Here is a 24,292-nt window from a genome sequence, read left to right as displayed (position 1 = left end):
CCCTGCGCCTAGGCCTTCAACAGCGCCTCGATGTGGGACAGCCAGCGCCGGCCCAGGCGCAGGGCCTCGGCCGACGAGCCGCCGACGCCGGGCGCGGCGGCGTTCCACAGGCCCAGCTCGAACTCGGGATTGCGGGCGTCTGCGAACATCAGCCGCAGGACCACCTGCTCGGCCTCGGGCGCCATGACGTCCAGGGCCTTGCGCTGTTCGCCCCGCCGGATGCGGGCCACGACGCAACCGTCGACGATGATCTCTCCACCCTCGACCTCGGGAAAGTCATACACCAGCCCATGCGCCCCGCGCGCCCACAGCACCGCCAGCAGGCCCTGGTCGAAATCCAGGGCGGCGGCCTTGCCCTCGTGCGGCGCAAAGGCTTCGGCCTCGGTCGCATGCCCCAGGGCCTTCAGCATGGCGCGGCGTAGGCGGCGCTCCGGCTGCATCCACCAGGCCAGGGCCAGCGCCCCCGTGGTCAGGGCGGCGGCGGCCAGGGCGATCAACAGCAGGTTGCGAAACGCCTCGGCCATGGCTCAGTCGCCCAGGTCCAGATCGACCACCACCGGCACATGGTCGCTGGGCTTGTCCATTTCGCGGGCGTCCTTGTGCGTCTCGACGCCGCGGAACCGATCGGCCGCCTGGGGCGACAGCAGGGCGAAGTCGATGCGTATGCCGTGGTCCCTCTGCCAGGCCCCGGCCTGATAGTCCCAGAAGGTGAAGGTTCCGGGCGGCTGGTTGCCCAGCTCGGACGCGTCGTACAGGCCCAGCCATTTCAGCGCCCGCAGCGCCGCCCGGCTTTCGGGCTGGAACAGGGCGTCGCCCAGCCAGGCCTCGGGGTTCTTGGCGTCCTGGGGCGTCGGAATGACATTGTAGTCGCCGCACAGGGCCAGCGGCTCCTCCAGGGCCAGCAGGTCGCGGGCGTGGTCGTGCAGGCGCCGGAACCAGGACAGCTTGTAGTCGAACTTGGCCGTGCCGATCGGATTGCCGTTGGGCAGATAGATGCTGGCGACCCGAACCGGTTGCGGCGCCTCGACCACCGCCTCCAGGTATCGGGCCTGGGGGCCCTCGGCCTCGACGCCCGATGTGTCGTCGCCCGGCAGGCCGCGCCGCACGTCCGACAGCCGGTGCTTCGACAGGATGGCGACGCCGTTATAGGTCTTCTGGCCGTGAACCTCGACGTTGTAACCCAGCGTTTCCAGGGCCTCGCGCGGGAATTTCTCGTCGACGCATTTGATTTCCTGCAGGCAGGCCACGTCGGGCCGCGCGGCTTCCAGCCATTCCAGCACCGTGGGCAGGCGGGCGTTGACCGAATTGACGTTCCAGGTGGCGATGCGCATCGGGCCGGAGGCTAGGACTCCGTTCGTGAAAGTCTAGGCGAAAACGAAACCGGCCCGGAGGGATATCCCGCCGGGCCGGTCCATCGAAGGCTGAACGACAGCCTTATTCTTCGTTGGCGGCCGTGGCCGGCGTCAGGGTGCAGCCGCCGCCGATGCGCTGGGCCGTGGCGCAGGCATAGACCTGCTGCACCGCGCCTTCGAGGTTGGTGCGGGCGATATAACCGGTGTTTTCGGCGGCGCATTTGGCTTCGTAGAAGCGGCCGTTGTTGTTGGCGCCCATGAAGCGGACGGCGGTCACGTCGCAGTCGTCAGCCGCCGTGCCGACCAGGCGCGTCTTGAAGCTGGCGGCCATTTCGGCGGTGGTGGTGAACCGGCAGGCGGCGTTCTGCGAGGTGATGATGGTGCATTCCGTCTTGGTCCAGACGCCGGCGTCGTCGCGCTCGACCCAGTAGCCGTCCACGCCGTTGCAGCCGACCTCATAGACATCCTTGCCGGCGTTGCGACCAATGGCCGTGCCCTGGTCGATGGTGCAGGTCACGCCGGCGGTCTGGGCGTAACCGGTGATCACGCCCAGCGGGTTCTGGTTGCCCGGCAGCTTGCACACATCCACCTCGGCTTCGGGATTGGCGGCGCGGGCGCGATCAGCCTGGCTGGCCAGCAGCACGCAGTCCGTCAGTTCGGCGGGCGTCTTGGCCAGGATGATATAGCCCGGGCCGGTGCCGGCGGCGCAGGCCACTTCGTAGACCTTGTTGCGTTCCTGGTCCTGTCCCATCATCGCCGCCTCAGTGGGGACGCAGCTGTTGTTGGCGGTGGTCAGGATGGCCTGAGCCTCGGCCATGGCCACGGCGGGATCGACCGGCGGGGCGGCCCGCATGCGACGCGAACGGGTGCGGCCTTGGTTTTCGGCGGCGCCGCGCGCCGACTCACGCGCGTTTTCGCGCTCCTGTTGGCTTTCCTGGGTGCTGGTCGAACCGCGCACGGCCGAACCGGCCGCCTGCTGGGCGAACCCCGGAGTGGCCAGGGTGGCGCAGATCAGGGTGGCGCTGCTGAGGACGGCGAGGGGGGTCTTGAACACGGGGCTGCTCCTGGGGCGGAATACTGGCGCGCAGCCTTGGCTCCGCGAAAGGGCCGGGTCAAGACCGAGTTGCGGCGACGGCTGGACGCATGGCCGCGGATCGGCTTATCTCCATCCGTTTTGATTGGAGACGCACTTGGCGGACGGATCGTCCCGCAGCCCGGCCCGGGGTCTGAGCTACCCCTGTGACGCCCCGCCCGCGCCAGGCCAGGCGGTTCAGGTCGCGCCGGGCGTCCTGTGGCTGCGTCTGCCGCTGCCGATGGCGCTGGATCACGTCAATCTCTATGCGCTGGAAGACGGCGACGGCTGGATGGTGGTCGATACGGGCCTGAGAACACCCGCTTCGATCGAGGGGTGGGAGGCGGTTCTGGCCGGTCCCCTGGGCGGGCGTCCCGTCACGCGCGTCCTGTGCACCCACATGCACCCGGATCACATCGGCCTGGCGGGCTGGTTGTGCGAACGGTTCGATGCGCCGCTGCTGATGTCGCGGCTGGAGTATGTGACGGCGCGGATGCTGGTGGCCGACGCCGGGCCGGCGCCCGCGGCCGGGGCGGTCTTCTATCGCCGGGCGGGCTGGACCTTGGAACAGATCGACCGCTGGAGCGCCGGCTACGGCCTGTTCGGCAAGGCGGTCGCGCCCCTGCCGTCCAGCTATCTGCGCGTGCGGGAAGACGACGTTCTCAGCATCGGCGGCGACGACTGGCGCGTGGTGGTCGGCGATGGTCACAGCCCGGAGCATCTGTGCCTATGGCGTTCGTCGGACGGAGTGTTCATCGCGGGCGATCAGATCCTGCCGCGCATTTCCTCGAACGTCTCGGTCTGGCCGACTGAGCCGCAGGCCGACCCGCTCGCGGACTGGATGAATTCGCTGACGAAACTGCGGGCCCTACTGCCCGCCGACCTGCTGGTGTTGCCCTCGCACGGAGAACCGTTCACCGGGGTGCATGCGCGGCTGGAGGCCCTGACGCGCGGGCATGAGACGGCGCTGAAACGCCTGCTGCGGACACTGCGCACGCCCAGTCGGGCCGTGGACGTGTTTCCGGCCCTGTTCGCCCGGCCGGTGGGCGACGGCCTGCTGGGCATGGCGACCGGAGAGGCGCTGGCGCATCTGCACTATCTGCAAAACAAGGGACTGGCCCTGGGCCGGACCGACGCCGATGGCGTGGTCTGGTGGACGGCCGTGCAAGAGGACAAGACGGCATGAGCGAGATCGAAACCCGGCTGGACAACGGCGTCCTGACCGTCACCCTGAACCGGCCCGACAAGAAGAACGCCATCACCCAGGCCATGTATGCCGCCCTGTCCGAGGCGACCGAACGGGCGCGCACCGACGACGCTGTGCGGGTGTTGCTGTTCCGGGCCGAGGGCGACAGTTTTTCGGCCGGCAACGACATCGGGGACTTCATCGCCCTGGGGGCGCAGGCGGCCGGTCCGCTGGACCTGTCGGTGTTCCGCTTCCTGAAGGCCCTGGCCGATCTGGATCGTCCGGCGGTGGCGGCGGTGAAGGGCCGGGCCGTGGGCATCGGCCTGACGCTGCTGCTGCATTGCGACATGGTGGTGGTGGCCGAAGACGCCCTGCTGTCGGCCCCCTTCGTCAATCTGGCCCTGGCGCCCGAGGCGGCCTCGACCCTGCTGCTGCCCCAGGTCATCGGCCATCAGCGGGCGTTCGAACTGTTCGCCCTGGGCCAGGCCATCGACGGCCGCACGGCCCAGGCCTGGGGCCTGGCCAACCGCTGTGTTCCCGCCGATAAGGTCGAGGCGACGGCGGCCGAACTGGCGGCCCAGATCGCGGCCCGCGCGCCCAACTCCATCCGCCGCACCAAGGCCCTGATGCGCGACGCCGAGGCCCTGTGGACCATCATGCGCAAGGAGGGCGAGGTCTTCGGCAGCCAGATGAAGAGCCCCGAAGCCATGGAGGCCTTCATGGCCTTCACCCAGAAGCGGGCGCCGGACTTTTCAAAAGGCGGTTGATCACGACGTCTAACGGCCCTATCGGCGCGCGCTCATGACCGACGTCGCCGCCCAGATCGCTCCTTCGCCTGTCCAGGCCGAAACCCCCGCCGATGCGGCGGCGGTGGAGGCTCTGGTGCTGGCCGCCTTCGGCCCCGGCCGCTTCGCCAAGACGGCCGAACGCCTGCGCGAACGGGCGGGGATCGCGGCGGGCTTCGTCGTGCGCGACGGCGACCGGATCGTCGGTTCCGTGCGGTTGTGGAAGATCACGGTGGGCCAGACGCCCGCCCTGTTCCTGGGGCCGATCGCGGTGGACGCCGCCAGCCGCCGGGCGGGCCTGGGCGCCGATCTGGTCGCGGCCTGCGTCGCCCATGCAAAGGCGATGGGGACGGCTGGGGTGCTGCTGGTCGGCGATCCGCCCTATTTCAGACGCTTCGGCTTTGCGGCGGCGCCGAACGTGCGCCTGCCGGGGCCGGTCGATCCGCGCCGGATCATGTGGCTGCCGGTCGGGGCCCGGGCGGTCGAGGGGATGACAGCCCCGGCTGTCTGACGCCTTTCGCCAAGGCGCGGCGCGGCTTAAGTCTGGTCGCATGATCCAGGCGGCTTCCGAGACGGGACTGGCGGGCGTGGCCCAGGCGGCGCGCGCCGAGCGCGGCTTGCCGCCAGTGCATCTGTGGAACCCGGCCCATTGCGGCGATATCGACATCGTCATCCGCGCCGACGGTGTCTGGATGCATGAAGGCTCGCCCATCGGCCGGGCCGAACTGGTGCGCCTGTTCTCGACGGTGCTGAGGAAAGACCCCGACGGCTATCATCTGGTCACCCCGGTCGAGAAGCTGAAGATCACCGTCGACGACCTGCCGTTCCGCGCCGTGGCGGTGGAGCGCGACGGCGACGAACTGATCTTCACCACCGATGTCGGCGACCAGACGGCGGCGGGACCGGAGTTTCCCATCGTGGTCGAGACGGACCCCGTGACGGGCGAACCGGCGCCGCGCGTGCGCGTGCGGGCCGATCTGTGGGCGCGGATCGCGCGGCCGGTCTTCTATGAACTGGTCGAGCGGGCCGCCCTGCGCGACGGGCGGCTGATCGTGTCGTCTGGCGACGCCGATTTCGACCTGGGCGCCGTGGAGGCGGGGGCATGAGCCTGGAGACGCTGAAGGCGCGTCTCGGCGCCCGGCTGCGGCCGGTGTCGGATTGGTCGCCGGACCAGGCACCCTTGCGGTCCGACTATGACCTGAACCCCGGCGCGGCGCGCAACGGCGCCCCCTTGCGGCCCGCCGCCGTCCTGGCGCCGGTCATGGCCCATGAAGCGGGGGCCAGCGTGCTGCTGACCCGTCGCGCCGACAGCCTGGCCAGTCATACCGGGCAGATCGCCTTTCCCGGCGGACGGCTGGATCCCGGCGAAACGGCCGTGGACGCCGCCCTGCGCGAGGCTTGGGAGGAGGTGGCCCTGCCGCCCGCCTCGGTCCAGGTGCTGGGCCTGGGCGATCCGTATGAGACCGGATCGGGCTTCCTGATCACGCCCGTGGTCGGATGGATCACGCCGCCGGTGATCGTCACACCCTCGCCGGACGAAGTGGCCGAAGTGTTCGAGACGCCGTGGGACTTCCTGATGGACACGGCCCACCACCGGCGCGACCACTATGAGATGAACGGCGCCCGGCGCTATTTCTGGGCCATGCCGTGGAACGAACGTTACATCTGGGGCGTGACGGCGGGGCTGTTGAAGGGGCTGCACGCGCGCCTGTACGGCGAAGACGGCGATCGGGCGGCCGAGGCGGAGGATGCGGCGTGAGCGACCGCCTGCCGCCCGTCGACTGGCTGGACGATCCGCGCACCGTGGCGGTCATGGACGCGCTGGAGGCCGAGGGCGGCCCCGACTGCGCCCGCTTCGTCGGCGGCTGTGTGCGAAACAGCCTGATCGGGCGCGCCGCCGACGACATCGACATCGCCACCCGTCTGACGCCCGACCGGGTCGTGGCGGCGGCTCGGGCGGCGGGGCTGAAGCCCGTGCCCACGGGCATCGAGCATGGCACGGTGACAGTGGTGTCGTCCAAGCGGCCCTATGAGGTCACCACCCTGCGCCGCGATGTGGAGACGGACGGGCGCCGCGCCGTGGTCGCCTTCACCCAGGACTGGGCCGAGGATGCGGCGCGGCGGGACTTCCGGCTGAACGCCCTTTACGCCGACCGGACCGGCGCGATCTTCGATCCGACCGGGCAGGGGGTCGAGGACGCGCGGGCGGGCTGGATCGTGTTCGTCGGCGACGCCGAGACCCGCATCCGCGAGGACGCCCTGCGGATTCTGCGTTTCTTCCGTTTCTTCGCCCATTTCGGGCAGGGGGCGCCCGATGCGGCGGGGCTGGACGCCTGCACCCGCCTGAACGCCCTGATCGAGGGGTTGTCGGCCGAGCGGGTGTCGGCCGAGCTGCTGAAGTTGTTGGCGGCGCCCGATCCGCGTCCGGCGATGCGGGCGATGGCCGGGGCGGGGGTGTTGGCGCGCGTCCTGCCCGACCATGTGGGGCTGAGCCTGTTCGAGGCCATGTGCGCGATCAGCGACGATCCGGCCCTGCGCCTGTCGGTCCTGTTGCCGGCTGATGCGGAAGCGGTGCGGGCGGCGGCGGCGGGTTTGAGGCTGTCCAACGCCCTGCGCGACCGGCTGGTCGCGGCGGTGGACGATGGGGCCTTGGCTGGCGACCTGACGGCCCAGGCGGCGCGGGCGGCGGTCTATCGCCTGGGCGGACGGGCGGTGTCGGACCGGCTGATGCGGCGCCAGGCGGCGGGCGCTGCGCCGTCAGAGCTGGCGGCGGCGCGGGCGGTGGCGGCGGACTGGACGGCGCCGCGCATGCCCGTGGGCGGGCGTGAGGTCGCGGCCCTGGGCGTGTCGCCGGGGCCGGAGACGGGGCGGTTGCTGAAGGCGTTCGAAGACGACTGGATCGCCGCCGACTTCCCGGCCGATGGGCATGCGGAACGGCTGAAGGCCCTGATCAGCGGGCGCGGCGGATCTCGGTGATCACCGGGCTGTGGTCCGAGCCGTTGGCCCGGCCCAGGCGGCGATCCGCCACCGCCAGATCCCGGGACACATAGACCTGATCGATGGTCATGCGGAACGGCGCGGGCAGGAAGGCGGGCCAGGTGCCGGGCCAGCCGGGCGCGGGCGTTGCGCCGCCGTCGGCGCGAATCTGGCGGCCGATGCGGGCGGTCGAGACGCTGTTGAAATCCCCCGCCAGGATGACCGACCCATCGGTCGCGCGCGCGAAAGCCGTCTGGGTCGCGGCCTGACGGATCTGCTCCCACTGAATCTGGAAGGGCCAGGGGCGGGTCAGGTGGGTCGGAACGACGGTGACCGGCCCCAGGGCCGTCTCGACCCGCGCGGCGATCCCCAACGGGGCGGGTTCGCCCGTTATCCGGCGCAGGGGCGTGCGTGAGGCCACCAGCTGTCGCACCGGGCCGCGGAAGGACATGTGCTGGGACACCGCGCGGTGCGGATGGTCGGGCAGGGCCTGGTCCAGCCGGGCGAACATGGCGTCGTTGACCTCCAGCAGCACCACCACGTCCGGGGCGGCCGCCGCGATCGAATGGCCCAGGGCCTCTGCGTCGCTGTTCCTGACCCAGACATTGGCCGAGTACAGCCGCACGGACGGTCCGTCGGCCGTTTGCGGGCGCGCGGGGAACCACTGAGGCCAGGCGGCCCCGGCCGTCAGGGCCAGGCACAGGGCGCAGGCGGCCGTCGCGACGCGATCGCCGACGAACAGGGCCGCCGCGGTGATCCCCACCGCACCGGCGAAGGCCGGGGCCGCGAACTGGGCCAGAATGTCCGCCCAGCGGTGGCCGAAGCCGCTGAAGGCCGCTGCGGCCGTGGTCGCCAGGGCCGCGGCCATACCGATCAGCGCCAGTCGCAACAGAAGACTAAGGATGGACATCGGCGACGATCTCGGTGAACGCTGGTCGGACGGTGGCGTTAAACATGTCTGTGAACAAGGAGGCCGCATGGCCAGGCGCAGCATCGGCGATATCGAGAAGATCTGGTCCAATGTCGAGGGCGTGCGCAAGCTGTCCGACCGCGCGGTGGGCGCCGGGCCGTTCGGCGTGGGCCTGGACGGCCTTCTGACCTGGGTGCCGGTGGTCGGCTCGGCCTATACGGTCGGGGCGGCGGCCTGGCTGCTGGTCCAGGCCATGAAGGCCAGGGCGTCGCCGTCCACGGTCTTGCGCATGATGACCTATCTGGGCGTGGACACGGTGCTGACGGTGGGGGGCGAGGCCGTACCGGTAGCGTCCGACGTGCTGGACTTCTTCTTCCAGGGACACGGCATGGCCGCCCGCGCCCTGCAGAAGGACATCGAAAGCACTCACTGGGTCGAAGCCAACGAGCGCCAGGCCCGCGACAGCGGCGATCACGAACGCCATGTGGCCGACATGCGAGCCGATCCCAAGAAACGCCGCATCGTCTATCTGCACGACTGACTGCCGCGCCCGGCCGCCGGATTGCGCGTCCTGGCGGGGGCAAGCCCCTGAACTGAAACCCGGATCCGTTTCGCCCGGCCGCTTCGACGCGCCTGGGCTTCGCCGCGCCGGATGCTGGTCTTCGTCCAATGACGGAGATCGGAATGAGCGACGACCAAACCGCCCGGCTGGGCCTGCCCTATCTGGCGGCCGGGCAGATGCAGAAACATGTGACGCTGAACGAGGCGCTGACCCGGCTGGACGTCCTGGCCCAGACGGCGGTGATCAGCCGCAGCCGTGCGGACCAGCCGGGCGATCCGTCCGACGGCGACCTGTACATCCTGCCCGCCGACGCTACCGGCGCCGCCTGGGGCGGGCGTCCGGCCGGCGCCCTTATGCGGTTCGAGGCCGGGGCCTGGAGCGCCGTGCCCGCGCCCGAGGGCATGGCCGCCGTGGTGATCGACGAAGCCGGCCTGCTGGCGCGGCTGGACGGCGACTGGGCGCCTCTTGGCGGAACGCCCACTGAGCTGCAGAGCCTGACCCGTCTGGGCCTGGGCACGACGGCGGATGCGACCAATCCCTTTTCGGCCAAGTTGAACAAGGCCCTGTGGACGGCGCGCGGAACGGGCGAAGGCGGGGATGGAGACCTGCGCTACACCCTGAACAAGTCGGCGGCGGGCAACACCCTGTCGCTGCTGTTCCAGAGCGGCTGGAGCGGTCGGGCCGAGCTGGGCCTGGTGGGCAATGACGACCTGACGCTGAAGGTCAGCCCCAATGGCGCCGCCTGGACGGATGTGATGGTGGTCGAAGCCGCCACCGGCGTGGCGCGGTTTCCCAAGGGCTGCGGCCGGGCCGAGACCACGGCCCTGACCGCCAATGGATCGTGGACGCCGCCGGCCTGGGCCCGCTGGGTGGCGGCCAGCGTGATCGGCGGCGGCGGCGGTGGCGGCGGCGGTCTGATGGGCTGGGCGGGCCTGGCGCGGTTCGGCGGCGGCGGCGGCGGAGCGGGCGGTATCAGCCAGGCCATTCTGCCCGCGTCCGCCGTGTCGGCCGGTCTGGCGGCGGTGATCGGCGCGGGCGGGGCCGGAGCGACCCTATCGGGCGGCGCGGGAGCGGACGGCGGCGACAGCCGGCTGACCCTGGGCGGGGTCGCCATTCTGACGGCGCGCGGCGGCAAGGGCGGGGCGGGCGGTACATCCAGCTCGGGCCTGGCGGGCGCAGGCGGACAGGGCGATGTGATCGGGGCGTCAGGCGGCGCCTCGGCGTCCAATGCGACGGGCGGCGCAGGCCAGGCGGGCCTGGCCGGACCGGGCGGAGGCGGCGCCGGCGGCGGCCTGGACAGCGGCACGACGGCCCAGGACGGCGGCGTGGGCGGGCAGGGGGCAGCCTTGCGGGTTGCGGCGTCGGGTGGTTCGGCCGGGTCCGGCGCGGCCGGCGGCGCCGGATCAAGCTCCAGTCTGCCGGATCTGTCGCGGGCCGGCGGCGGCGGCGGCGGTGGAGCGGCCACGACGAGCGCCGGGCGCAACGGCGGCGCGGGCGGATCCTTCGGCGCGGGCGGCGGCGGCGGGGGGGCGGGCATGTCCGGCGCCGGCCAGGGCGGAACGGGCGCGCCGGGCGTCATCCTGCTGACGGCCATCGGGTGACGCCATGAGCCGTCATCCCGATCCCGACTGGGGCCTGCCGGACCCGGAAACCTTCGATCTTCCCTTTCACCTGGACGCCGACGATTGCCGTGCCGAGACGCAGGATCGCCGCCGGACCCCCTTTCCCTTCGACCTGGAGGACGAGGCATGAGCGCGCCCGTTCCATCGTCCGCCGGGGCCAGCCCAGGCGGCCTCGGCCTGCCGGAGGCGCGCTGGTTCTGGCGCCGGCTGTATGTGTATGTCGCCAGCGGGGTGGGCTGGGGTCTGCTAACCTGGGCCGTGGCGCGCACGCCGCCGCAGGGCCTGCCGGCGGTCGCCCATGGGCTGATGGTCCTGCTGGGCGTGACCATGGTGCTGTATCTGGTGGCGCCCTCGGCCCAGCAGTTGGCGGCCGTCTTCGCCGAGATGCGGCTGCGCCTGTCGGTCGGGGGGCGGCGATGAGCTTCGTCCTGTCCGCCCGCTCTCGCACCCGGATGGAGGGGGTGCATCCGGCCCTGGTGGGCGTGGTCGAACGGGCCATCGCCCTGACGCCTGTCGACTTCATGGTGACCGAGGGCCTGCGCACCTCCGCACGTCAGGCCGAACTGGTCCGCGCCGGGGCCAGCCTGACGCTGAACAGCCGTCATCTGACCGGCCACGCCGTCGATGTGGCCGCCCTGGTGGACGGCGCCGTGCGCTGGGACTGGCCGCTTTACCCGCGCATCGCCGGGGCCATGAAGGCGGCGGCGGCCGAGCGGGGCGTGGCCCTGGTCTGGGGCGGCGACTGGAAGCGCCTGCGCGACGGGCCGCATTTCGAACTGGATCGGAGGGCGTATCCATGAGGCCGCCCCTTCTGAACCTGCTGACGCCCTGGGGCTGGGCGGTGGCGGCCCTGGCCGGGCTGGTCGTTCTGGTGCTGGCGGCCGGAGCGGCGGGGTTCCGCTGGGATCCGTTCGGCCTGACGCAGAGGCGGCTGGACCGCGCCCAGGCCGAACTGGCCGTCGCCCGCGCCGACGCCTCGGCCCGGCGCATCGAACAGGCCGCCCAGGCCGGACAACGCGCCCGCCTGGACGCCCATCACCGCACCACAACCGCCGCCGCCGACCTGACGGTCGCGGCCCAGGCCCAGGCCCGGGAGGCCGCCGATGCCCAGATCCTTCTCGACACCGACCGCGCTGATCGTCTTCGGCGCCTTGACCGGGGCCTGTGCGGCCTCGCCGCCGATCTCGCGGGCTGCACCGCCGCGCCTGGTCCTGCCCGCTGAGGCGGAACGGCCGTGCGCCCTGGCCACCCTGCCGGACCGGCCGACCCTGGTGGACCTGGAGATCGCCTATGCCGCGCGTGGGGCCGCCCTGGTGACCTGCGACGCGGCCCGGCGACTGGCGATCGACACCCTGATCGCCGAACGGGCGGCCGTGGAGGCGTGGCTGAAGGCGCCCTGACGCGCGTTTGACCCGGCACAATCGGCCGGGAGCCCGGCAGATCTTGCCGACCCCGGCAGAATTTGCCGGGCATGGGGCGTGGTTAAGGCAAGGTACCGTCGAAAAAACAAGCGTTTATGGTCGGGGGTCGCCGGCGTCCTTCAGGCCCGCTCCTTGCTGCGACCGGTCCGAGCAAAATGCTCCCGGCAGCCAAAATGGCGTCGGACACCTTGAAAGAAGGACTACGTGCCATGTCGCTGAACAGCGTCAACACGAACGTGGGCGCTCTTGTCGCCCTGCAGAACCTCCAGGCCACCAATGCTGAACTGGCCTCGGTTCAAAGCCGCATCAACACCGGCAAGAAGATCAACTCCGCCAAGGACAACGGCGCCATCTGGGCTATCGCCCAGGGGCAACGCGCCGAGCTGGGCGCCCTGAATGCTGTCAAGGACAGCCTGCAGCGCGGTCAGTCGGCCGTCGACGTCGGCCTGGCCGCGGGTGAAACCGTCTCCGATCTGCTGTCGCAGATGAAGGAGAAGGCGCTCGCCGCGACCGACACCAACCTGGGCACCGCCGCCCGCAATGCCCTGAACGAAGACTTCGTGGCCCTGCGCAAGCAGATCGCCTCGGCCGTCTCGAACGCCAAGTTCAACGGCATCAGCGTCATTTCGGGCACGGCCGGCTTCAAGGCCATGGCCAACTCGGCGGGTTCGGCCACCATCGACGTGGCCGCCCAGAACATGTCGCTGTCGGGTTCGATCGTCACCCTGTCGTCGACCGCCGCCATCACCACGGCCACCATGGCCACGGCGCGTCTGGCCCAGGTCAACGCCTCGCTGGACAACGTCTCGACGGCCCTGGCGCGTCTGGGCACCGGCTCCAAGGCCCTGGGCACCCACCTGACTTTCGTGGGCAAGCTGCAGGACAGCCTGGAAACCGGCATCGGCAACCTGGTCGACGCCGACCTGGCCAAGGAAAGCGCTCGCCTTCAGGCGCTGCAGACCAAGCAACAGCTGGGTGTGCAGGCTCTGTCGATCGCCAACTCGTCGACGTCCATCCTGCTCGGCCTGTTCCGCTAAGAACAGCCGCGGAAGGGCGGGGCCTTGCGCCCCGCCCGACCCGCCGGGCGCATCATCTCGGAGACGCCGGCTGAACGTCGGTGGCGGGAGACATGAATGCCAATCCGAAAATAGCCCCCGTCGCGGTGGCGGCGATCAGTTCGGGAACGCCCTCGGGCGAGTTCGACAATCGCCAGTCGTCCGTGGCCGACGAGGCCGAACGCGCCGCCCGCTATCGTCTGGTGATCGAGGAAGGGCCCCAGAAGGGCTCTTTTGTCTACAAGACCCTGGATCGCGTGACCGGCGAAGTGGTGCGCCAACTGCCCCGCGAAGACGTCGTCCGCATGATGGACGAGGGCCGCTACAGCGCTGGAACGGTGATCGACACCACCGTCTGACCGGTAAGCATTTCAAGGCTTTTTCGCCGCGCAGGAGCGATCCGCGCGGTTAATGCGCGTGGTGAATCGCCGTTAACCATACGCATACGACTCACCTCATAGCTTCGGGCCAAATCAGATACCTGGGGCTTCGAGAAGCGATGACCAACAGCGTCCACACCAACACCGCCGCCGCCATCGCGTTGCAGAACCTGACGCGCACCAACGACCGGCTGGGTGATGTTCAGAACCGCGTCTCGACCGGGCTGAAGGTGCAGGGTGCCAAGGACAACGCCGCCATCTGGGCCATCGCCCAGGGCCAGCGCGCCGACATCGGCGCCCTGTCGGCGGTCAAGCAGAGCCTGGATCGCGCCACCTCGATCGCCGATGTGGCCCTGTCGACCGGGGAATCCGTCTCGGACCTGCTGAACCAGCTGAAGGAAAAGGTCGTCGCGGCCAAGGACCAGTCGCTGAAGACGCAGTCGCGCAAGCTGCTGGACGCCGACTTCAAGGCCCTGTTGCGCGCCATCAAGTCGGCCGTGGACAACGCCAGTTTCGACGGCGGCAATGTGCTGAACGGCAGCCTGACCAACGGCATCCGCTTCCTGGCCAACGCCGAAGCCAACGCCTTCGTCACCCTGTCGGGCAAGAACCTGTCGCTGGGCGGATCGATCATCGAGCTGTCGCTGAGCGACAGTCTGCTGACCCTGACGGGCGCGACCACGGCGCTGAACAAGCTGGACGATTCCATCAACCAGCTGAACGCCGCCCTGGGCGAACTGGGCGCGCAGGCCAAGCAGATCACGGCCCACAACGGCTTCGTGTCCAAGCTGATGGACTCGCTGGAAGCCGGTGTCGGCAATCTGGTCGACGCCGATCTGGCCAAGGAAAGCGCGCGCCTTCAGGCCCTGCAGGTCCAGCAGCAGCTGGGCGCCCAGGCCCTGTCGATCGCCAACTCGGCGCCGCAGATCATCCTGTCGCTGTTCCGCGGCGGCTGAGGACGCGGTCGCCGGGGCGGATCAGACCCGGCCGGGCGGCGCGGCGCGTCCGATCATCATCGGCGGCGCATGGCGGCGACGCGGGGAAGGCTTGGTCCCGAACCCGTAAAGGGCCAGCACGGTCTGAAGCACGCTACGCGGAAAGAGCATCGCAACACTCCTTGGCTGAACACGGCGATTAACGAACGACGTGATTCCGCGTTCCTGTCGAATCGTCAGTTCGTCTTAACGTCTGTGGATCATGCTGGGGGCGGGAGAGTCCGTCCTTGATAAACAACAGCTATCTTCTGGGCCTGTTCGGGCAGTCGGCGATCGCGGTGCAGAACCCGACGATCAACGCCGCCCTGACCGCCGCCAAGAAGAAGCAGCCGACCCCGCCGTGGGACGCCAAGGCCACGGTTCCCCAGGCCGACGCCCTGGTCCGCGCCGCCCTGGGCGGCCGCAGCATCATCGATGAAGGCGGCGCCAAGCTGGATATGGCCGGCGCCTCGGCGGATTATCGCAAGCTGTTCGCCCTGTATCAGGGGCTGGACACGCTGAACGCCCTGGCCAACCGCGCCGCGACCAAGGGCCTGTCCACCACCGAGCGCAACCTGCTGGACAAGCGGTTCGCCTCGGGCATGGCCGAGATCCAGACCTATCTGACGTCCGCGCGTCTTCAGGACGTGCGCATGGTGGGCGGGGTGTCGTCCAGCAGCAGCAAATCCTCGGCCGCCGTGGCGCGCGACAGCGCCCGGTCCCTGACCGGGCCGATCCACGAAGGGTCGCCCGACGATCCGGTGGCCGCCTTCGCCGGGCCGACCGCCTTTGGCATAACGGTCAAGCGGACGGTGGGCGAGACGACCACGCCGATCAACGTCGCCATCGACCTGGCTGACATGGGATCGACCCCGCGCAGCCTGACCAATGTGCTGACGCACATCAATGAAAAGCTCGAAGCCGCCGGCGTCGAAACCCGCATCGGCCGCGAGCATATCAAGCCGGAGCCCAAGACGATCACCGTCGCCGGCAAGCCGGTGACCCTGCCGGCGGGCCAGGACCGCTGGGCCCTGGCGATCCGGGGCGTGACCATGGAAACGGTCGCCTTCACCGCCGCGCCTTCGGGCGATGCGGCCTATGTGGTTCAGGGCTATGGCAAGGCCGGCGCCGAGCAGGTGCTGAAATTCAGCCCCGACCAGACCGGCATGTCCCGCATCGGCGAAACCCAGTGGGTCGATGGCCGCCTGTCCCAGACGGCGCTGCCCGAAGGGGTCGAGACCGTGCGCGCCAGCGCGGCGGCGGCCGATGGCGGGCAGTGGATCGTGGCCGATGTGACGGCCGGGCCGGACAATCAGCCCATCAAGGGCCAGCGCGACGTGGCGCTGATGAAGCTGGATTCGGCCGGGCGCGTGGTCATGACCCGCGCCCTGGGCGCCGCCACCAACGCCAGCGGCTATGCGATTGCGGTCGATGCCGATGGCCGGGTGGCCGTGGCCGGGTCGGTCGTCGGCGCGCTGGAGCCGGGCAAGACGGGCGAGGTCGCCACGGTGGCCGACAGCTTCGTTACGGTCTTCGACGCCGATGGCCAGGAACAATGGACCCAGCGTCGCGGCGCCCGCGCCGAAGATCATGCGACGGCCGTGGCCTTCGGGCCGGGCGGCACGGTCCAGGTGGCCGGGCGCGCCAGGTCGGCCATGCCGGGCGAGGTGTCGAGCGGCGGCTGGGACGGCTATCTGCAGACCTTCACCGAGAGCCAGGATCACATCTACGCCCCGGTGAAGGCCGAGGCGACGGCCACGCGTCAGTTCGGCACGGCGGGCGACGATTCGGTTCAGGCCATGACGGTGGAGGGGTCGAACCTGTACACCGCCGGCGTCGAGGACGGACGGCTGGTCGTGCGCCATTTCACCCTGGATGCGGCCGGCGCGCCGACCCTGGCGGCCACGCGCGACCTGGGCCTGGCCAGCGGCGAAGTGGCGGGCATCGCCGTCTCTGGCGGCCGGGTGATCCTGAGCGGCGCGACCCGCAATGGCGACCTGGACGTGGCGACCAAGACCAACGCCCACGCCGGCGGAACCGACGCCTTCGTCATCAGCCTGGCCGGCGATCTGACTGCCGGGGCCGCCGACCGTCTGACCTATGTCGGCGGCGCGGGCGACGATACGGCCGCCGATGTGAAGGTGGTCAACGGCAAGGTCTGGCTGACCGGCGTGGCCGACCGGCCCGAGGGCGCCAAGGCCACCGATCCGACCCGCGCCTATCTGGCCCGGATGGACGCCGCGACAGGCGCGGTGGAATGGCGACGTGACTGGGCCGGCGATGGCGAACAGGCCGCGCCCATGGCTCTGACGGTGGTCAGCGGCGGCGCCAGCGTGCTGGACCGCCTGGGCCTGCCGACAGGCGAGATCGACCAGAAGGATTCCAAACGCCTGATCGACGCCACCTCGTTGCGGGTCGGCGACCGGTTCCAGGTGTCGCCCGCCAACGGCGGCCGGGCGGTGACCGTGACCATCGAGGCGCGCGACACCCTGCAGACCCTGGCGCGCAAGATCGAACAGGCGTCGGGCATGAAGCTGAAGGTGACCGTCGCCTCTGACAAGGAAGGCCCCGCCGGCGCGGGCGTCCAGTCCGGCGTTTCGGGCGGGTTCCAGCGGCTCAGCATCACCGCCCGCGACGGCAAGACCGGCGCCGTGCTGACGGCGGGCGAGCCGGGGCGTGACGCCCTGGCGGGGCTGGGCCTGACGCCCGGCTATGTCGGGCCGGCGGGCAGCGGCGACGGGGATGTCAAAACCTTCGGCCTGAACCTGTCGCGCACGCTGAACCTGGCGGACCCGGCTTCGGTCAAGGCGGCGGGCGAGGCGCTTCAGGGTGCGCTGAAGGCCGTTCGCGACGCCTATCGCGCCCTGGCGCCGCAAAGCCCGGCCTCGTCCGCGTCTGGAACCGTGCCGGCCTATCTGACCAACCAGTTGGCCAACTATCAGGCCGCCCTGGCGCGCCTGGGCGGCTAGAGCATGATGGTTTTAGACGGAACCGCGAAGCGGCTCCGGCTGAAAGCTGAATCATGCTCTCGCTTGTACCTGGAGCCTGATTCACCGCATCGACGGAATCGCGAAGCTGATTCCATCTCAGCGGATCAGGCTCTAGAGACGCCGAACGGCCGCATTCGGCGTTGACTGTCGAAGGCTTGGCGGGGTTATTGGCTCCGTCCAGCCCCGCACGAGTCCCGCATGCAGCCCTCGAACGACAAACGCATCATCATCGCCGTCGGCGCCGCCCTGGCGATCCTGGCGGCCGTGGTGCTGGCCCTGGTCTTCTCGGGCGGGCGTCAGGGATCCGCCGAGCCGCCGCCGGCGGCCCAGGGCGGCCTGACCGTCGATGTCGCCGACGCCCCCTCTCTGGAGCCGACGCGCCAGCTGCGCTGCTTTGTCGAGGGGCAGTATGTCGGCATGGCCACCCTGACCGAATGCGCCCAGCGCAATGGCCTGGCGACCGAAGCGCTGGACGTCGGCATCGACGCCACCGGCGCCCTGGCCGCCGCGCCCACCGCCGCCTTCGCCCCGGTGCCGGAACTGCCGCCGGTGCAGCTGACCGAAAAGCCGGTCACGGCGCCCGCCGCCGCCCCGACCACGCCCGCCGCCGCCCCGGTCCAGACCGGCGGCACGGCCTGCCTGCGTCACGCCGGCTCGGAATGGCGCGCCCTGTCGTCGAACATGAGCCTGAACCAGTGCGTCCAGGCGCTGTACGCCGGAACCTGTGTCCGTCCGGGCGAGGCGCAATACGGCCGCTGGGGCGATCTGACGCTGCGTCTGGTGCCGCGCCGGGTCGAGCAGTCCAGTGACAACAGCCGCTTCCGCACCCTGGCGGAACAGGACCGCAACTGCCAATTCCCGGGTCTGAACTGATGCGCGCCCTGCTGATTCCCGCCGCTGTCCTGGGCCTGGCCGGCCTGGCCGGCCTGGCCGCCTGCCAGTCGTCGCCCGACGCCCCGCGCGATCCCGGCGTCTGCTATTCGGTCCAGACGCCCGATGCGGGCGAAAAAGGCCAGACCCAGTTCCATGTCGTCGCCACCGACCAGCCGCAGATCGAATTCTGCGCCGCGCGGCTGGAGGAGATGCGCCTGCGTTTCCTGCGCATGGGCGGCAACAAGCGCGAGATCGTCGGCGCCTATCAGGGCCAGTTCATCTTCATCGAAAAGCGCGGCGTCTTCTTCTCCAAGGATCTGGACGGGGTGCGTTTCTTCGCCCTGGCCCGCACGGGCGACGGCCGTCTGGCCATTCCGGGCGCCATTCAGCGCGACATCGACACCGCGATGGCGGCTCCGGCCGGCTGATCGGAACATAACTGGAACATTTCGGCGTCCTGGGGTATTCAGGCCGTCAGCGAACACAGGGCCGCAGCGCCCCAAGAAAAGGAAACGGCGATGGCTGGCAGCGTCAACAAGGTCATTCTGGTGGGCAATCTGGGCAAGGACCCGGAGATCCGCACCCTGAACAACGGCGACCGCGTCGCCAACCTGTCGCTGGCCACTTCCGAGACCTGGCGCGACAAATCCACCGGCGAGCGCAAGGAAAAGACCGAGTGGCACCGGGTGGTGATCTTCAACGACAACATCGTGAAGGTGGCCGAGAACTATCTGAAGAAGGGCTCGACCGTTTACATCGAGGGCCAGCTGTCGACCCGCAAATACGAACAGAACGGCGTTGAGAAATACACCACCGAGGTGGTGATCCAGCGCTTCAACGGCAATCTGACCATGCTGGGCGGCCGCGGTGACGGCGGCGGCGCGGGCCGTTCGGACGACGACTATTCCTCGGGCTTCTCGACCGGCGGCGCCAACAAGCCCTCGGGCCCCAAGGAAAGCTACGACCTGAACGACGACATCCCGTTCTGAGGTCTGGGGGCGGGCGATCAGTCCCAGACGGCCGACGGCAGGTGTTTCAGGATCACGCCGTCGGCGGTGACCAGCGGGCGTTTTTCGGCCAGGGCGGCGCCCACGATCAGTCGATCCATCGGGTCGCGCGTCCAGGTCAGGGGTCGTGCGGCCTGCACCGCCTGTTCGGCGCTGACAGCCGAAATGGACACCTCGCCCACCTCGCCCAGCGCCTTTAGAACCGTGTCCGGCGACGCCTTGATGCGCCCGATTTCGTGCAGGATTTCAAGCTCCAGCAGCACGAAGGGCGACAGGGTCCAGGGGTGTTTGCGCACTAGGCGAAGGGCGGCGGCGCCCAGGACGCCGGACCGGCGTTGCGCCAGCCACAGGGCTACGTGGGTGTCCAGATGGATCACCGCGGATTGTCTTCGGCCGACCAGTCCAGATGGGCGCCGTCGCTGATGTCGCCCGGATCGAAATCGGCCGCGTCTTCACGGACGCCCATGGCCATCATTCGGTCGAACCTCTGTTCCCGACCTTCCGGCGTCGAATAATCCGGCTGGACCGCAATCGTCAGCCGCCGCCCGTTTCGCACCAGCGTCAACGGACGACCGGTTTCCAGCACACGATCGACGATGCGGAACAGATCCTTGCGCAAGGTGGTCAGGGTGATCTCGGTCATATGTACATATGTACGCTATTTCTTTTGCGTCCGCCACGGGAAACGCTGCGTCACTGTTGTTGAGAGGTTTCCGCACGACCCCTGTGCGATAGACGGATTGTGACCTCTCCCGCCGCCAAGCCCGCCCTGCCGCATCCCCTGACCGCGATCGAAATCGCCGCCATCGTGGCGATCGTGATCATTTGGGGCGTGAACAACGCCGCCGCCAAGGTGGCGACCGAGACCCTGCCGCCGCTGCTGATGGGCGCCCTGCGTTTCGTGGTCGCGGCGGCGTGCCTGTTTCCCTTCGTGCGGCCGCCGTTCCCGAACTGGAAGAGCCTGCTGGTCATCGTGGTTCTGGGCGGGCCGATCCACTACGGCTTGATCTATCTGGCCTTCTGGCTGGCCCAGGACGTCAGCCCGGTGTCGGTGGCGGCCCAGCTGTGGATTCCGTTCACGGCCCTGTTCGCCTTCCTCCTGCTGGGCGAGCGGCTGTCGAAGGCCGCCCTGGGCGGTATGGCGGTGGCCTTTGTCGGCGTGGCGTGGATGTCGCTGGACCCCCATGCGATCCAGGACTGGAAGGCCGTGCTGGTCGCCATCGCCGCCTGCGCCGCCTGGGCCATGACCACGGTGATCGCGCGGCGCACCACCTCCATCCCGCCGCTGAAGATGCAGGGCCTGCTGGCCTGCGTCGCCCTGCCGACCCTGGCGGCCGGTTCGGCCCTGTTCGAGACTGGTCAGGTCCAGGCGATGCAACAGGCCACGCCCCTGGTCTGGGCCTGCGTGATCTGGGCCGGTTTCGTGTCGTCGGTGGTGGCCACCACCCTGGTCTTCTGGCTGGTCCAGCGGCGCGAGGCGGGGCGGGTCACGCCCTATCTTCTGGCCACGCCGGTGGTGTCGATCCTGATCGGCTGGATGCTGGGCGACGTTCTGACCGCCCAGATCCTGACCGGGGCGGGCCTGACGATGGGCGGGGTCGCCGTGGTGGCCCTGGCCGAGCGCGGTCTCAGGGCCGGCGCGGCCAAGGCCTGACGGGCTGGGCGGAGGTCAGCCCGCCGCCATCACCCCGCACACCACCCGGTCGCCGGCGCCGCCGATGGGCTGGCTGGTGTGGTCGTCGGCGTTGGCGTGGATGACCAGGGCCGATCCGTCTTCGTCCCACAGCCATTGCCCGGGGCCAGAGCGGGCGATGCGGGCGCGGGTGGTGAACAGTTCGGCGTTGACCCGTCCGTTGGCGTCGGCGTGGATGTTGGGCAGGTCGCCGTCGTCCGGCCCCTGGGGGTTCAGCAGGCCGTGCGGGGCCTTGGGCTCGCCATGGTTCACATGCGCCCCGGCCGAGGTGAAGGGCGCGGCGCATTCGCCCGTGGCGTGGATGTGGATGCCGTGCCAGCCCGGCGTCAGGCCCTCGGCTTCGACCCGGATCAGCAGGCCGGTGGCCCCTTGCGTCAGCACTGCCCGCCCGACCCGTTGTCCGGCGCCGTTGATCAGGGTCGCCTCTCCGAAATCGCCCGCAGGCGCGCGTTCGGGCGGATGGGTCGAATAGTCGTTGGCCGTCACGCTGACGCAGGCGGCCAGGGGCAGGGCGGCGAAAGTGGCGATCAGGGCAGCGCGCATGGGCTTTTCTCCGTGAGATCGGGGCGAAAAGGGCGGCGTTTCTTTGCCTCCTGCCCCCCTGGATGCTAGAAACCGGATCAGCGGATCACGTTCCGATTCCGGCCAATAAAGCCTGATTTCCTTGACCGAAGACACCCTGCAAAACGCCGCGCCGCCTGCTGGCGGCGGCGCCGACATCGCCCCCATCTCGATCGAGGACGAGCTGCGACGCTCGTATCTCGACTACGCCATGAGCGTGATCGTCAGCCGCGCCCTGCCTGACGCGCGCGACGGCCTGAAGCCGGTGCACCGGCGTATCCTGTATTCGATGCACGACCTGGGGATGGAGCCGAACCGCGCCTATTCCAAATGCGCCCGCGTGGTCGGCGACGTGCTGGGCCGGTTCCACCCGCATGGCGACCAGTCCGTCTATATGGCCCTGGTCCGCATGGCCCAGCCCTTCTCGATGGGACTGATGCTGATCGACGGTCAGGGCAATTTCGGCTCGGTCGACGGCGATATGCCCGCCTCGATGCGATACACCGAATCGCGCATGGCCCCGGCGGCGGTGGCCCTGCTGGCCGACATCGACAAGAACACCGTCGATTTCCAGCCGAACTACGACGAGAAGGAGCTGGAGCCGGTCGTCCTGCCGTCTCGCATCCCGAACCTGCTGGTCAACGGCGCCGGCGGCATCGCCGTGGGCATGGCCACCAACATCCCGCCGCACAACCTGGGCGAGGTGATCGACGCCTGCCTGGTGCTGCTGGACGACCCCGAGGTGTCGGACGAGACCCTTCTGGACCTGGTGCCCGGCCCCGACTTCCCGACCGGCGGCGAGATCATGGGCCGCACGGCGCCGCGCAACGCCCTGCGCGACGGCCGCGGCTCGGTCATCGTGCGCGGCAAGGCCTCGATCGAGACCATCCGCAAGGACCGCGAGGCCATCGTCGTCACCGAACTGCCGTTCCAGGTGAACAAGCAGACCCTGATCGAACGCATCGCCGAAATGGTGCGCGAGAAGCGGCTGGAAGGCATTGCCGACGTGCGCGACGAATCCGACCGCCAGGGCATGCGCATGGTGATCGAGCTGAAGCGCGATGCGTCCGGCGACGTCATCCTGAACCAGCTGTATCGCTACACCGCCCTGCAAAGCTCGTTCGGCGTCAACATGCTGGCGCTGAACCACGGGCGGCCGGAACAGATGGGCCTGCGCGCCCTGGTTCAGGCCTTCCTGGACTTCCGCGAAGAGGTGGTGGTCCGCCGCATCAAGTTCGAGCTGGGTAAGGCGCGCGACCGCGGCCACGTCCTGGTCGGCCTGGCCGTGGCCGTGGCCAATATCGACGAGGTGATCCACATCATCCGCTCCTCGGCCGATCCGACCGAGGCGCGCGAGCGGTTGCAGGACAAGCCCTGGCCCGTCGGCGACATGATGGCCCTGGTCGAACTGATCGCTGACCCGCGCACGGTCATCGTCGAAGGCGACAAGATCCGCCTGACCGACGAACAGGCCCGCGCCATCCTGGCCCTGACCCTGTCGCGCCTGACCGGCCTGGGCCGCGACGACATTTTCGGCGAGGCGCGGGGCCTGGCTGACACGATCCAGGGGCACCTGACCCTGCTGTCGGACCGCGCCAACATCGTCGCCGTGATCCGAGACGAGCTGATCGAGGTGAAGGACCAGTTCGCCGTGCCGCGCCGCACCGTCATCGGCGAAGGCGACGCCGAGATGGAGGACGAAGACCTGATCCCGCGTGAGGAGATGGTCGTCACCGTGACCCACGGCGGCTATGTCAAACGCACGGCCCTGAACGCCTATCGGACCCAGCATCGCGGCGGCAAGGGCAAGTCCGGCATGTCGATGAAGGACGAGGACGCCATCACCGGCGTCTTCTCGGCCTCGACCCACACGCCGGTGCTGTTCTTCGCCACCAACGGCAAGGCCTATAAGCTGAAGGTGTGGCGTCTGCCCCTGGGCGCCCCGACCGCGCGTGGCAAGGCCTTCGTCAACCTGCTGCCGATCGAGCCGGGCGACAGCATCATGAACGTCCTGCCCTTGCCCGAGGACGAGGCGGCGTGGGGCGACTACGACATCATGTTCGCCACCGCTTCGGGCGACGTGCGGCGCAACAAGCTGTCGGACTTCGCCACCGTCAACCGCGCCGGCAAGATCGCCATGAAGCTGGAAGACGGCGACCACATGGTCGGCGTGGCCCTGTGCACCGGCGAAGACGACGTGCTGCTGACCACGGCGCTTGGTCGCGCCATCCGCTTCAAGGCCGATGACGTGCGGGTGTTCAAGGGGCGTGATTCCACCGGCGTGCGCGGCATCCGCCTGGCGGCCGGAGACGAAGTCATCTCCATGGCCGTGCTGGGCCGTGTGGACGCCACGCCGGAAGAACGCGCCGCCTACGTCAAACACGCCAACGCCATGCGCAAGGCGGCGGGCGATGAAGACGACACGCCCGTCGAAGCGGACGGCGACGAAGAGGCCGGCGACGCCGTGCTGTCGCTGGATCGCATCGCCTATCTGGGCGGGGCGGAGCAGTTCATCCTGACCATCACCGACACCGGCTTCGGCAAGCGGTCTTCGGCCTATGAATACCGCCGCACGGGTCGCGGCGGGCAGGGGCTGACGGCTCATGGCCTGGGCGGCCGCGCGGGTGACCGCCTGGCCGCCGCCTTCCCGGTGGAGGAGAGCGACGACCTGCTGCTGGTCACCTCGGGCGGTCAGATGATCCGCACCCCGGTCGATCAGATCCGCATCGTCGGCCGCGCCAGCCAGGGCGTCACCGTCTTCCGCACCGCCGAGGGCGAAAAGGTGGTCTCGGTCGAACGCCTGGCCGATGCGGGCGGGGATGAGGATGAACCGGCGGGTGAAGAAGAGGCCTGAAATCCTCCCCCATCGGGGG

At 69.8% G+C, this 24,292-nt stretch carries 30 protein-coding genes; 22 read left to right on the top strand and 8 right to left on the bottom strand.

The window, feature by feature from the left end:
* Window positions 1-8: 8 nt before the first annotated feature.
* The 3 genes from Q0581_RS02435 to Q0581_RS02425 form a co-directional block, all read right to left on the bottom strand.
* Window positions 9-524, bottom strand: coding sequence for a hypothetical protein (locus Q0581_RS02435; RefSeq protein ID WP_298697258.1), 516 nt, complete (start codon window positions 522-524; stop codon window positions 9-11).
* Window positions 525-527: 3 nt separating this feature from the next.
* Window positions 528-1,331, bottom strand: a complete 804-nt coding sequence (locus Q0581_RS02430; RefSeq protein ID WP_298697257.1) for an exodeoxyribonuclease III — start codon at window positions 1,329-1,331, stop codon at window positions 528-530.
* A gap of 103 nt (window positions 1,332-1,434) precedes the next feature.
* Window positions 1,435-2,406 carry a hypothetical protein gene (locus Q0581_RS02425; RefSeq protein ID WP_298697256.1) on the bottom strand — a complete coding sequence of 324 codons (972 nt, stop codon included), beginning with the start codon at window positions 2,404-2,406 and terminating at the stop codon, window positions 1,435-1,437.
* A gap of 136 nt (window positions 2,407-2,542) precedes the next feature.
* On the opposite strand from Q0581_RS02425, the gene Q0581_RS02420 reads away from it, so the two are divergent.
* Genes Q0581_RS02420 through Q0581_RS02395 form a run of 6 tightly spaced genes read left to right on the top strand, consistent with a single transcriptional unit; the run spans window position 2,543 to window position 7,371 of the window.
* Window positions 2,543-3,610 carry an MBL fold metallo-hydrolase gene (locus Q0581_RS02420; protein WP_298697255.1) on the top strand — a complete coding sequence of 356 codons (1,068 nt, stop codon included), beginning with the start codon at window positions 2,543-2,545 and terminating at the stop codon, window positions 3,608-3,610.
* Entirely contained in the window at window positions 3,607-4,377 is a 771-nt protein-coding gene (locus Q0581_RS02415) for an enoyl-CoA hydratase (RefSeq protein WP_298697254.1), read from the top strand. The genes Q0581_RS02420 and Q0581_RS02415 overlap by 4 nt, the downstream gene beginning before the upstream one ends.
* A 34-nt stretch (window positions 4,378-4,411) precedes the next feature.
* Window positions 4,412-4,906, top strand: coding sequence for an N-acetyltransferase (locus Q0581_RS02410; protein WP_298697253.1), 495 nt, complete (start codon window positions 4,412-4,414; stop codon window positions 4,904-4,906).
* Between the two features lie 40 nt (window positions 4,907-4,946).
* Window positions 4,947-5,501, top strand: a complete 555-nt coding sequence (locus tag Q0581_RS02405) for a DUF1285 domain-containing protein (RefSeq protein ID WP_298697252.1) — start codon at window positions 4,947-4,949, stop codon at window positions 5,499-5,501.
* On the top strand, window positions 5,498-6,154 hold the full coding sequence (locus Q0581_RS02400) for a CoA pyrophosphatase (RefSeq protein WP_298697251.1): 657 nt from the start codon (window positions 5,498-5,500) through the stop codon (window positions 6,152-6,154). Before Q0581_RS02405 ends, Q0581_RS02400 begins: the two co-directional genes overlap by 4 nt.
* Window positions 6,151-7,371: a CCA tRNA nucleotidyltransferase gene (locus Q0581_RS02395; protein WP_298697250.1), complete on the top strand. Its 1,221-nt coding sequence runs from the start codon at window positions 6,151-6,153 to the stop codon at window positions 7,369-7,371. Before Q0581_RS02400 ends, Q0581_RS02395 begins: the two co-directional genes overlap by 4 nt.
* Here Q0581_RS02395 and Q0581_RS02390 read toward each other — a convergent pair.
* A complete protein-coding gene (locus Q0581_RS02390; RefSeq protein WP_298697249.1) occupies window positions 7,346-8,281 on the bottom strand; it encodes an endonuclease/exonuclease/phosphatase family protein in 936 nt (311 codons plus the stop codon). The genes Q0581_RS02395 and Q0581_RS02390 overlap by 26 nt on opposite strands.
* A 67-nt stretch (window positions 8,282-8,348) precedes the next feature.
* Here Q0581_RS02390 and Q0581_RS02385 point away from each other — a divergent pair, with 67 nt between their 5' ends.
* From Q0581_RS02385 to Q0581_RS02340, 10 genes are all read left to right on the top strand, one after another.
* Window positions 8,349-8,822: a DUF4112 domain-containing protein gene (locus Q0581_RS02385; RefSeq protein ID WP_298697248.1), complete on the top strand. Its 474-nt coding sequence runs from the start codon at window positions 8,349-8,351 to the stop codon at window positions 8,820-8,822.
* Window positions 8,823-8,965: 143 nt separating this feature from the next.
* Window positions 8,966-10,444: a DUF2793 domain-containing protein gene (locus Q0581_RS02380; protein WP_298697246.1), complete on the top strand. Its 1,479-nt coding sequence runs from the start codon at window positions 8,966-8,968 to the stop codon at window positions 10,442-10,444.
* Between the two features lie 4 nt (window positions 10,445-10,448).
* Window positions 10,449-10,595, top strand: coding sequence for a hypothetical protein (locus tag Q0581_RS02375; protein ID WP_298697245.1), 147 nt, complete (start codon window positions 10,449-10,451; stop codon window positions 10,593-10,595).
* Window positions 10,592-10,885, top strand: a complete 294-nt coding sequence (locus Q0581_RS02370; protein ID WP_298697243.1) for a hypothetical protein — start codon at window positions 10,592-10,594, stop codon at window positions 10,883-10,885. The genes Q0581_RS02375 and Q0581_RS02370 overlap by 4 nt, the downstream gene beginning before the upstream one ends.
* Window positions 10,882-11,265: a M15 family metallopeptidase gene (locus Q0581_RS02365; RefSeq protein ID WP_298697241.1), complete on the top strand. Its 384-nt coding sequence runs from the start codon at window positions 10,882-10,884 to the stop codon at window positions 11,263-11,265. The genes Q0581_RS02370 and Q0581_RS02365 overlap by 4 nt, the downstream gene beginning before the upstream one ends.
* Window positions 11,262-11,687, top strand: a complete 426-nt coding sequence (locus Q0581_RS02360; RefSeq protein WP_298697239.1) for a hypothetical protein — start codon at window positions 11,262-11,264, stop codon at window positions 11,685-11,687. The genes Q0581_RS02365 and Q0581_RS02360 overlap by 4 nt, the downstream gene beginning before the upstream one ends.
* A 49-nt stretch (window positions 11,688-11,736) precedes the next feature.
* Window positions 11,737-11,865 carry a hypothetical protein gene (locus Q0581_RS02355; RefSeq protein WP_298697237.1) on the top strand — a complete coding sequence of 43 codons (129 nt, stop codon included), beginning with the start codon at window positions 11,737-11,739 and terminating at the stop codon, window positions 11,863-11,865.
* Between the two features lie 230 nt (window positions 11,866-12,095).
* Window positions 12,096-12,923: a flagellin gene (locus Q0581_RS02350; RefSeq protein ID WP_298697235.1), complete on the top strand. Its 828-nt coding sequence runs from the start codon at window positions 12,096-12,098 to the stop codon at window positions 12,921-12,923.
* A gap of 92 nt (window positions 12,924-13,015) precedes the next feature.
* On the top strand, window positions 13,016-13,300 hold the full coding sequence (locus tag Q0581_RS02345; protein ID WP_298697233.1) for a flagellar protein FlaG: 285 nt from the start codon (window positions 13,016-13,018) through the stop codon (window positions 13,298-13,300).
* Window positions 13,301-13,440: 140 nt separating this feature from the next.
* A complete protein-coding gene (locus Q0581_RS02340; protein WP_298697231.1) occupies window positions 13,441-14,277 on the top strand; it encodes a flagellin in 837 nt (278 codons plus the stop codon).
* A 21-nt stretch (window positions 14,278-14,298) separates the two neighbouring features.
* On the opposite strand, the gene Q0581_RS02335 is transcribed toward Q0581_RS02340, so the two are convergent.
* A complete protein-coding gene (locus Q0581_RS02335; RefSeq protein ID WP_298697230.1) occupies window positions 14,299-14,427 on the bottom strand; it encodes a hypothetical protein in 129 nt (42 codons plus the stop codon).
* A gap of 116 nt (window positions 14,428-14,543) precedes the next feature.
* On the opposite strand from Q0581_RS02335, the gene Q0581_RS02330 reads away from it, so the two are divergent.
* The 4 genes from Q0581_RS02330 to ssb all read left to right on the top strand — a co-directional run bounded on the left by Q0581_RS02330 (window position 14,544) and on the right by ssb (window position 19,147).
* The gene (locus Q0581_RS02330; protein ID WP_298697227.1) at window positions 14,544-17,264 is read left to right on the top strand and encodes a transcriptional regulator; all 2,721 of its coding nucleotides are present in this window, start codon (window positions 14,544-14,546) and stop codon (window positions 17,262-17,264) included.
* A gap of 219 nt (window positions 17,265-17,483) precedes the next feature.
* Window positions 17,484-18,158 carry a hypothetical protein gene (locus tag Q0581_RS02325; RefSeq protein ID WP_298697224.1) on the top strand — a complete coding sequence of 225 codons (675 nt, stop codon included), beginning with the start codon at window positions 17,484-17,486 and terminating at the stop codon, window positions 18,156-18,158.
* On the top strand, window positions 18,158-18,586 hold the full coding sequence (locus tag Q0581_RS02320) for a hypothetical protein (RefSeq protein WP_298697221.1): 429 nt from the start codon (window positions 18,158-18,160) through the stop codon (window positions 18,584-18,586). The genes Q0581_RS02325 and Q0581_RS02320 overlap by 1 nt, the downstream gene beginning before the upstream one ends.
* Before the next feature lie 90 nt (window positions 18,587-18,676).
* Window positions 18,677-19,147: a single-stranded DNA-binding protein gene (ssb, locus tag Q0581_RS02315; RefSeq protein WP_298697218.1), complete on the top strand. Its 471-nt coding sequence runs from the start codon at window positions 18,677-18,679 to the stop codon at window positions 19,145-19,147.
* A 17-nt stretch (window positions 19,148-19,164) separates the two neighbouring features.
* On the opposite strand, the gene Q0581_RS02310 is transcribed toward ssb, so the two are convergent.
* A complete protein-coding gene (locus Q0581_RS02310) occupies window positions 19,165-19,542 on the bottom strand; it encodes a PIN domain-containing protein (protein WP_298697215.1) in 378 nt (125 codons plus the stop codon).
* Complete coding sequence (locus tag Q0581_RS02305; protein WP_298697212.1) at window positions 19,539-19,808, bottom strand: type II toxin-antitoxin system prevent-host-death family antitoxin; 270 nt, start codon at window positions 19,806-19,808, stop codon at window positions 19,539-19,541. The genes Q0581_RS02310 and Q0581_RS02305 overlap by 4 nt, the downstream gene beginning before the upstream one ends.
* A gap of 99 nt (window positions 19,809-19,907) precedes the next feature.
* On the opposite strand from Q0581_RS02305, the gene Q0581_RS02300 reads away from it, so the two are divergent.
* Window positions 19,908-20,819 (top strand): DMT family transporter, encoded by a 912-nt coding sequence (locus tag Q0581_RS02300; RefSeq protein ID WP_298697209.1) that lies wholly within the window; start codon window positions 19,908-19,910, stop codon window positions 20,817-20,819.
* A 15-nt stretch (window positions 20,820-20,834) separates the two neighbouring features.
* Here the strand turns inward: Q0581_RS02300 and Q0581_RS02295 are convergent, their stop codons facing one another.
* Window positions 20,835-21,401 carry a superoxide dismutase family protein gene (locus tag Q0581_RS02295; protein ID WP_298697206.1) on the bottom strand — a complete coding sequence of 189 codons (567 nt, stop codon included), beginning with the start codon at window positions 21,399-21,401 and terminating at the stop codon, window positions 20,835-20,837.
* A 121-nt stretch (window positions 21,402-21,522) separates the two neighbouring features.
* Between Q0581_RS02295 and gyrA the strand changes: the two genes are divergently transcribed.
* Window positions 21,523-24,273 (top strand): DNA gyrase subunit A, encoded by a 2,751-nt coding sequence (gyrA, locus tag Q0581_RS02290; RefSeq protein ID WP_298697204.1) that lies wholly within the window; start codon window positions 21,523-21,525, stop codon window positions 24,271-24,273.
* The last annotated feature ends 19 nt before the right edge of the window (window positions 24,274-24,292 follow it).

The sequence above is a fragment of the uncultured Brevundimonas sp. genome (assembly GCF_937863155.1).
Taxonomy (GTDB): domain Bacteria; phylum Pseudomonadota; class Alphaproteobacteria; order Caulobacterales; family Caulobacteraceae; genus Brevundimonas.
The sequence above is the reverse complement of the archived record's forward strand: the minus strand, read 5'-3'. Positions and strand labels throughout refer to the sequence as shown.

What these genes read in the sequence shown, in the direction of transcription:
- Q0581_RS02435 (WP_298697258.1), bottom strand. Translation starts at nt 524, where the DNA reads ATGGCCGAGGCGTTTCGCAACCTGCTGTTGATCGCCCTGGCCGCCGCC.
- Q0581_RS02430 (WP_298697257.1), bottom strand. Translation starts at nt 1,331, where the DNA reads ATGCGCATCGCCACCTGGAACGTCAATTCGGTCAACGCCCGCCTGCCC.
- Q0581_RS02415 (WP_298697254.1), top strand. Translation starts at nt 3,607, where the DNA reads ATGAGCGAGATCGAAACCCGGCTGGACAACGGCGTCCTGACCGTCACC.
- Q0581_RS02410 (WP_298697253.1), top strand. Translation starts at nt 4,412, where the DNA reads ATGACCGACGTCGCCGCCCAGATCGCTCCTTCGCCTGTCCAGGCCGAA.
- Q0581_RS02405 (WP_298697252.1), top strand. Translation starts at nt 4,947, where the DNA reads ATGATCCAGGCGGCTTCCGAGACGGGACTGGCGGGCGTGGCCCAGGCG.
- Q0581_RS02400 (WP_298697251.1), top strand. Translation starts at nt 5,498, where the DNA reads ATGAGCCTGGAGACGCTGAAGGCGCGTCTCGGCGCCCGGCTGCGGCCG.
- Q0581_RS02390 (WP_298697249.1), bottom strand. Translation starts at nt 8,281, where the DNA reads ATGTCCATCCTTAGTCTTCTGTTGCGACTGGCGCTGATCGGTATGGCC.
- Q0581_RS02385 (WP_298697248.1), top strand. Translation starts at nt 8,349, where the DNA reads ATGGCCAGGCGCAGCATCGGCGATATCGAGAAGATCTGGTCCAATGTC.
- Q0581_RS02380 (WP_298697246.1), top strand. Translation starts at nt 8,966, where the DNA reads ATGAGCGACGACCAAACCGCCCGGCTGGGCCTGCCCTATCTGGCGGCC.
- Q0581_RS02375 (WP_298697245.1), top strand. Translation starts at nt 10,449, where the DNA reads ATGAGCCGTCATCCCGATCCCGACTGGGGCCTGCCGGACCCGGAAACC.
- Q0581_RS02370 (WP_298697243.1), top strand. Translation starts at nt 10,592, where the DNA reads ATGAGCGCGCCCGTTCCATCGTCCGCCGGGGCCAGCCCAGGCGGCCTC.
- Q0581_RS02365 (WP_298697241.1), top strand. Translation starts at nt 10,882, where the DNA reads ATGAGCTTCGTCCTGTCCGCCCGCTCTCGCACCCGGATGGAGGGGGTG.
- Q0581_RS02360 (WP_298697239.1), top strand. Translation starts at nt 11,262, where the DNA reads ATGAGGCCGCCCCTTCTGAACCTGCTGACGCCCTGGGGCTGGGCGGTG.
- Q0581_RS02350 (WP_298697235.1), top strand. Translation starts at nt 12,096, where the DNA reads ATGTCGCTGAACAGCGTCAACACGAACGTGGGCGCTCTTGTCGCCCTG.
- Q0581_RS02345 (WP_298697233.1), top strand. Translation starts at nt 13,016, where the DNA reads ATGAATGCCAATCCGAAAATAGCCCCCGTCGCGGTGGCGGCGATCAGT.
- Q0581_RS02340 (WP_298697231.1), top strand. Translation starts at nt 13,441, where the DNA reads ATGACCAACAGCGTCCACACCAACACCGCCGCCGCCATCGCGTTGCAG.
- Q0581_RS02335 (WP_298697230.1), bottom strand. Translation starts at nt 14,427, where the DNA reads ATGCTCTTTCCGCGTAGCGTGCTTCAGACCGTGCTGGCCCTTTACGGG.
- Q0581_RS02325 (WP_298697224.1), top strand. Translation starts at nt 17,484, where the DNA reads ATGCAGCCCTCGAACGACAAACGCATCATCATCGCCGTCGGCGCCGCC.
- Q0581_RS02320 (WP_298697221.1), top strand. Translation starts at nt 18,158, where the DNA reads ATGCGCGCCCTGCTGATTCCCGCCGCTGTCCTGGGCCTGGCCGGCCTG.
- ssb (WP_298697218.1), top strand. Translation starts at nt 18,677, where the DNA reads ATGGCTGGCAGCGTCAACAAGGTCATTCTGGTGGGCAATCTGGGCAAG.
- Q0581_RS02305 (WP_298697212.1), bottom strand. Translation starts at nt 19,808, where the DNA reads ATGACCGAGATCACCCTGACCACCTTGCGCAAGGATCTGTTCCGCATC.
- Q0581_RS02295 (WP_298697206.1), bottom strand. Translation starts at nt 21,401, where the DNA reads ATGCGCGCTGCCCTGATCGCCACTTTCGCCGCCCTGCCCCTGGCCGCC.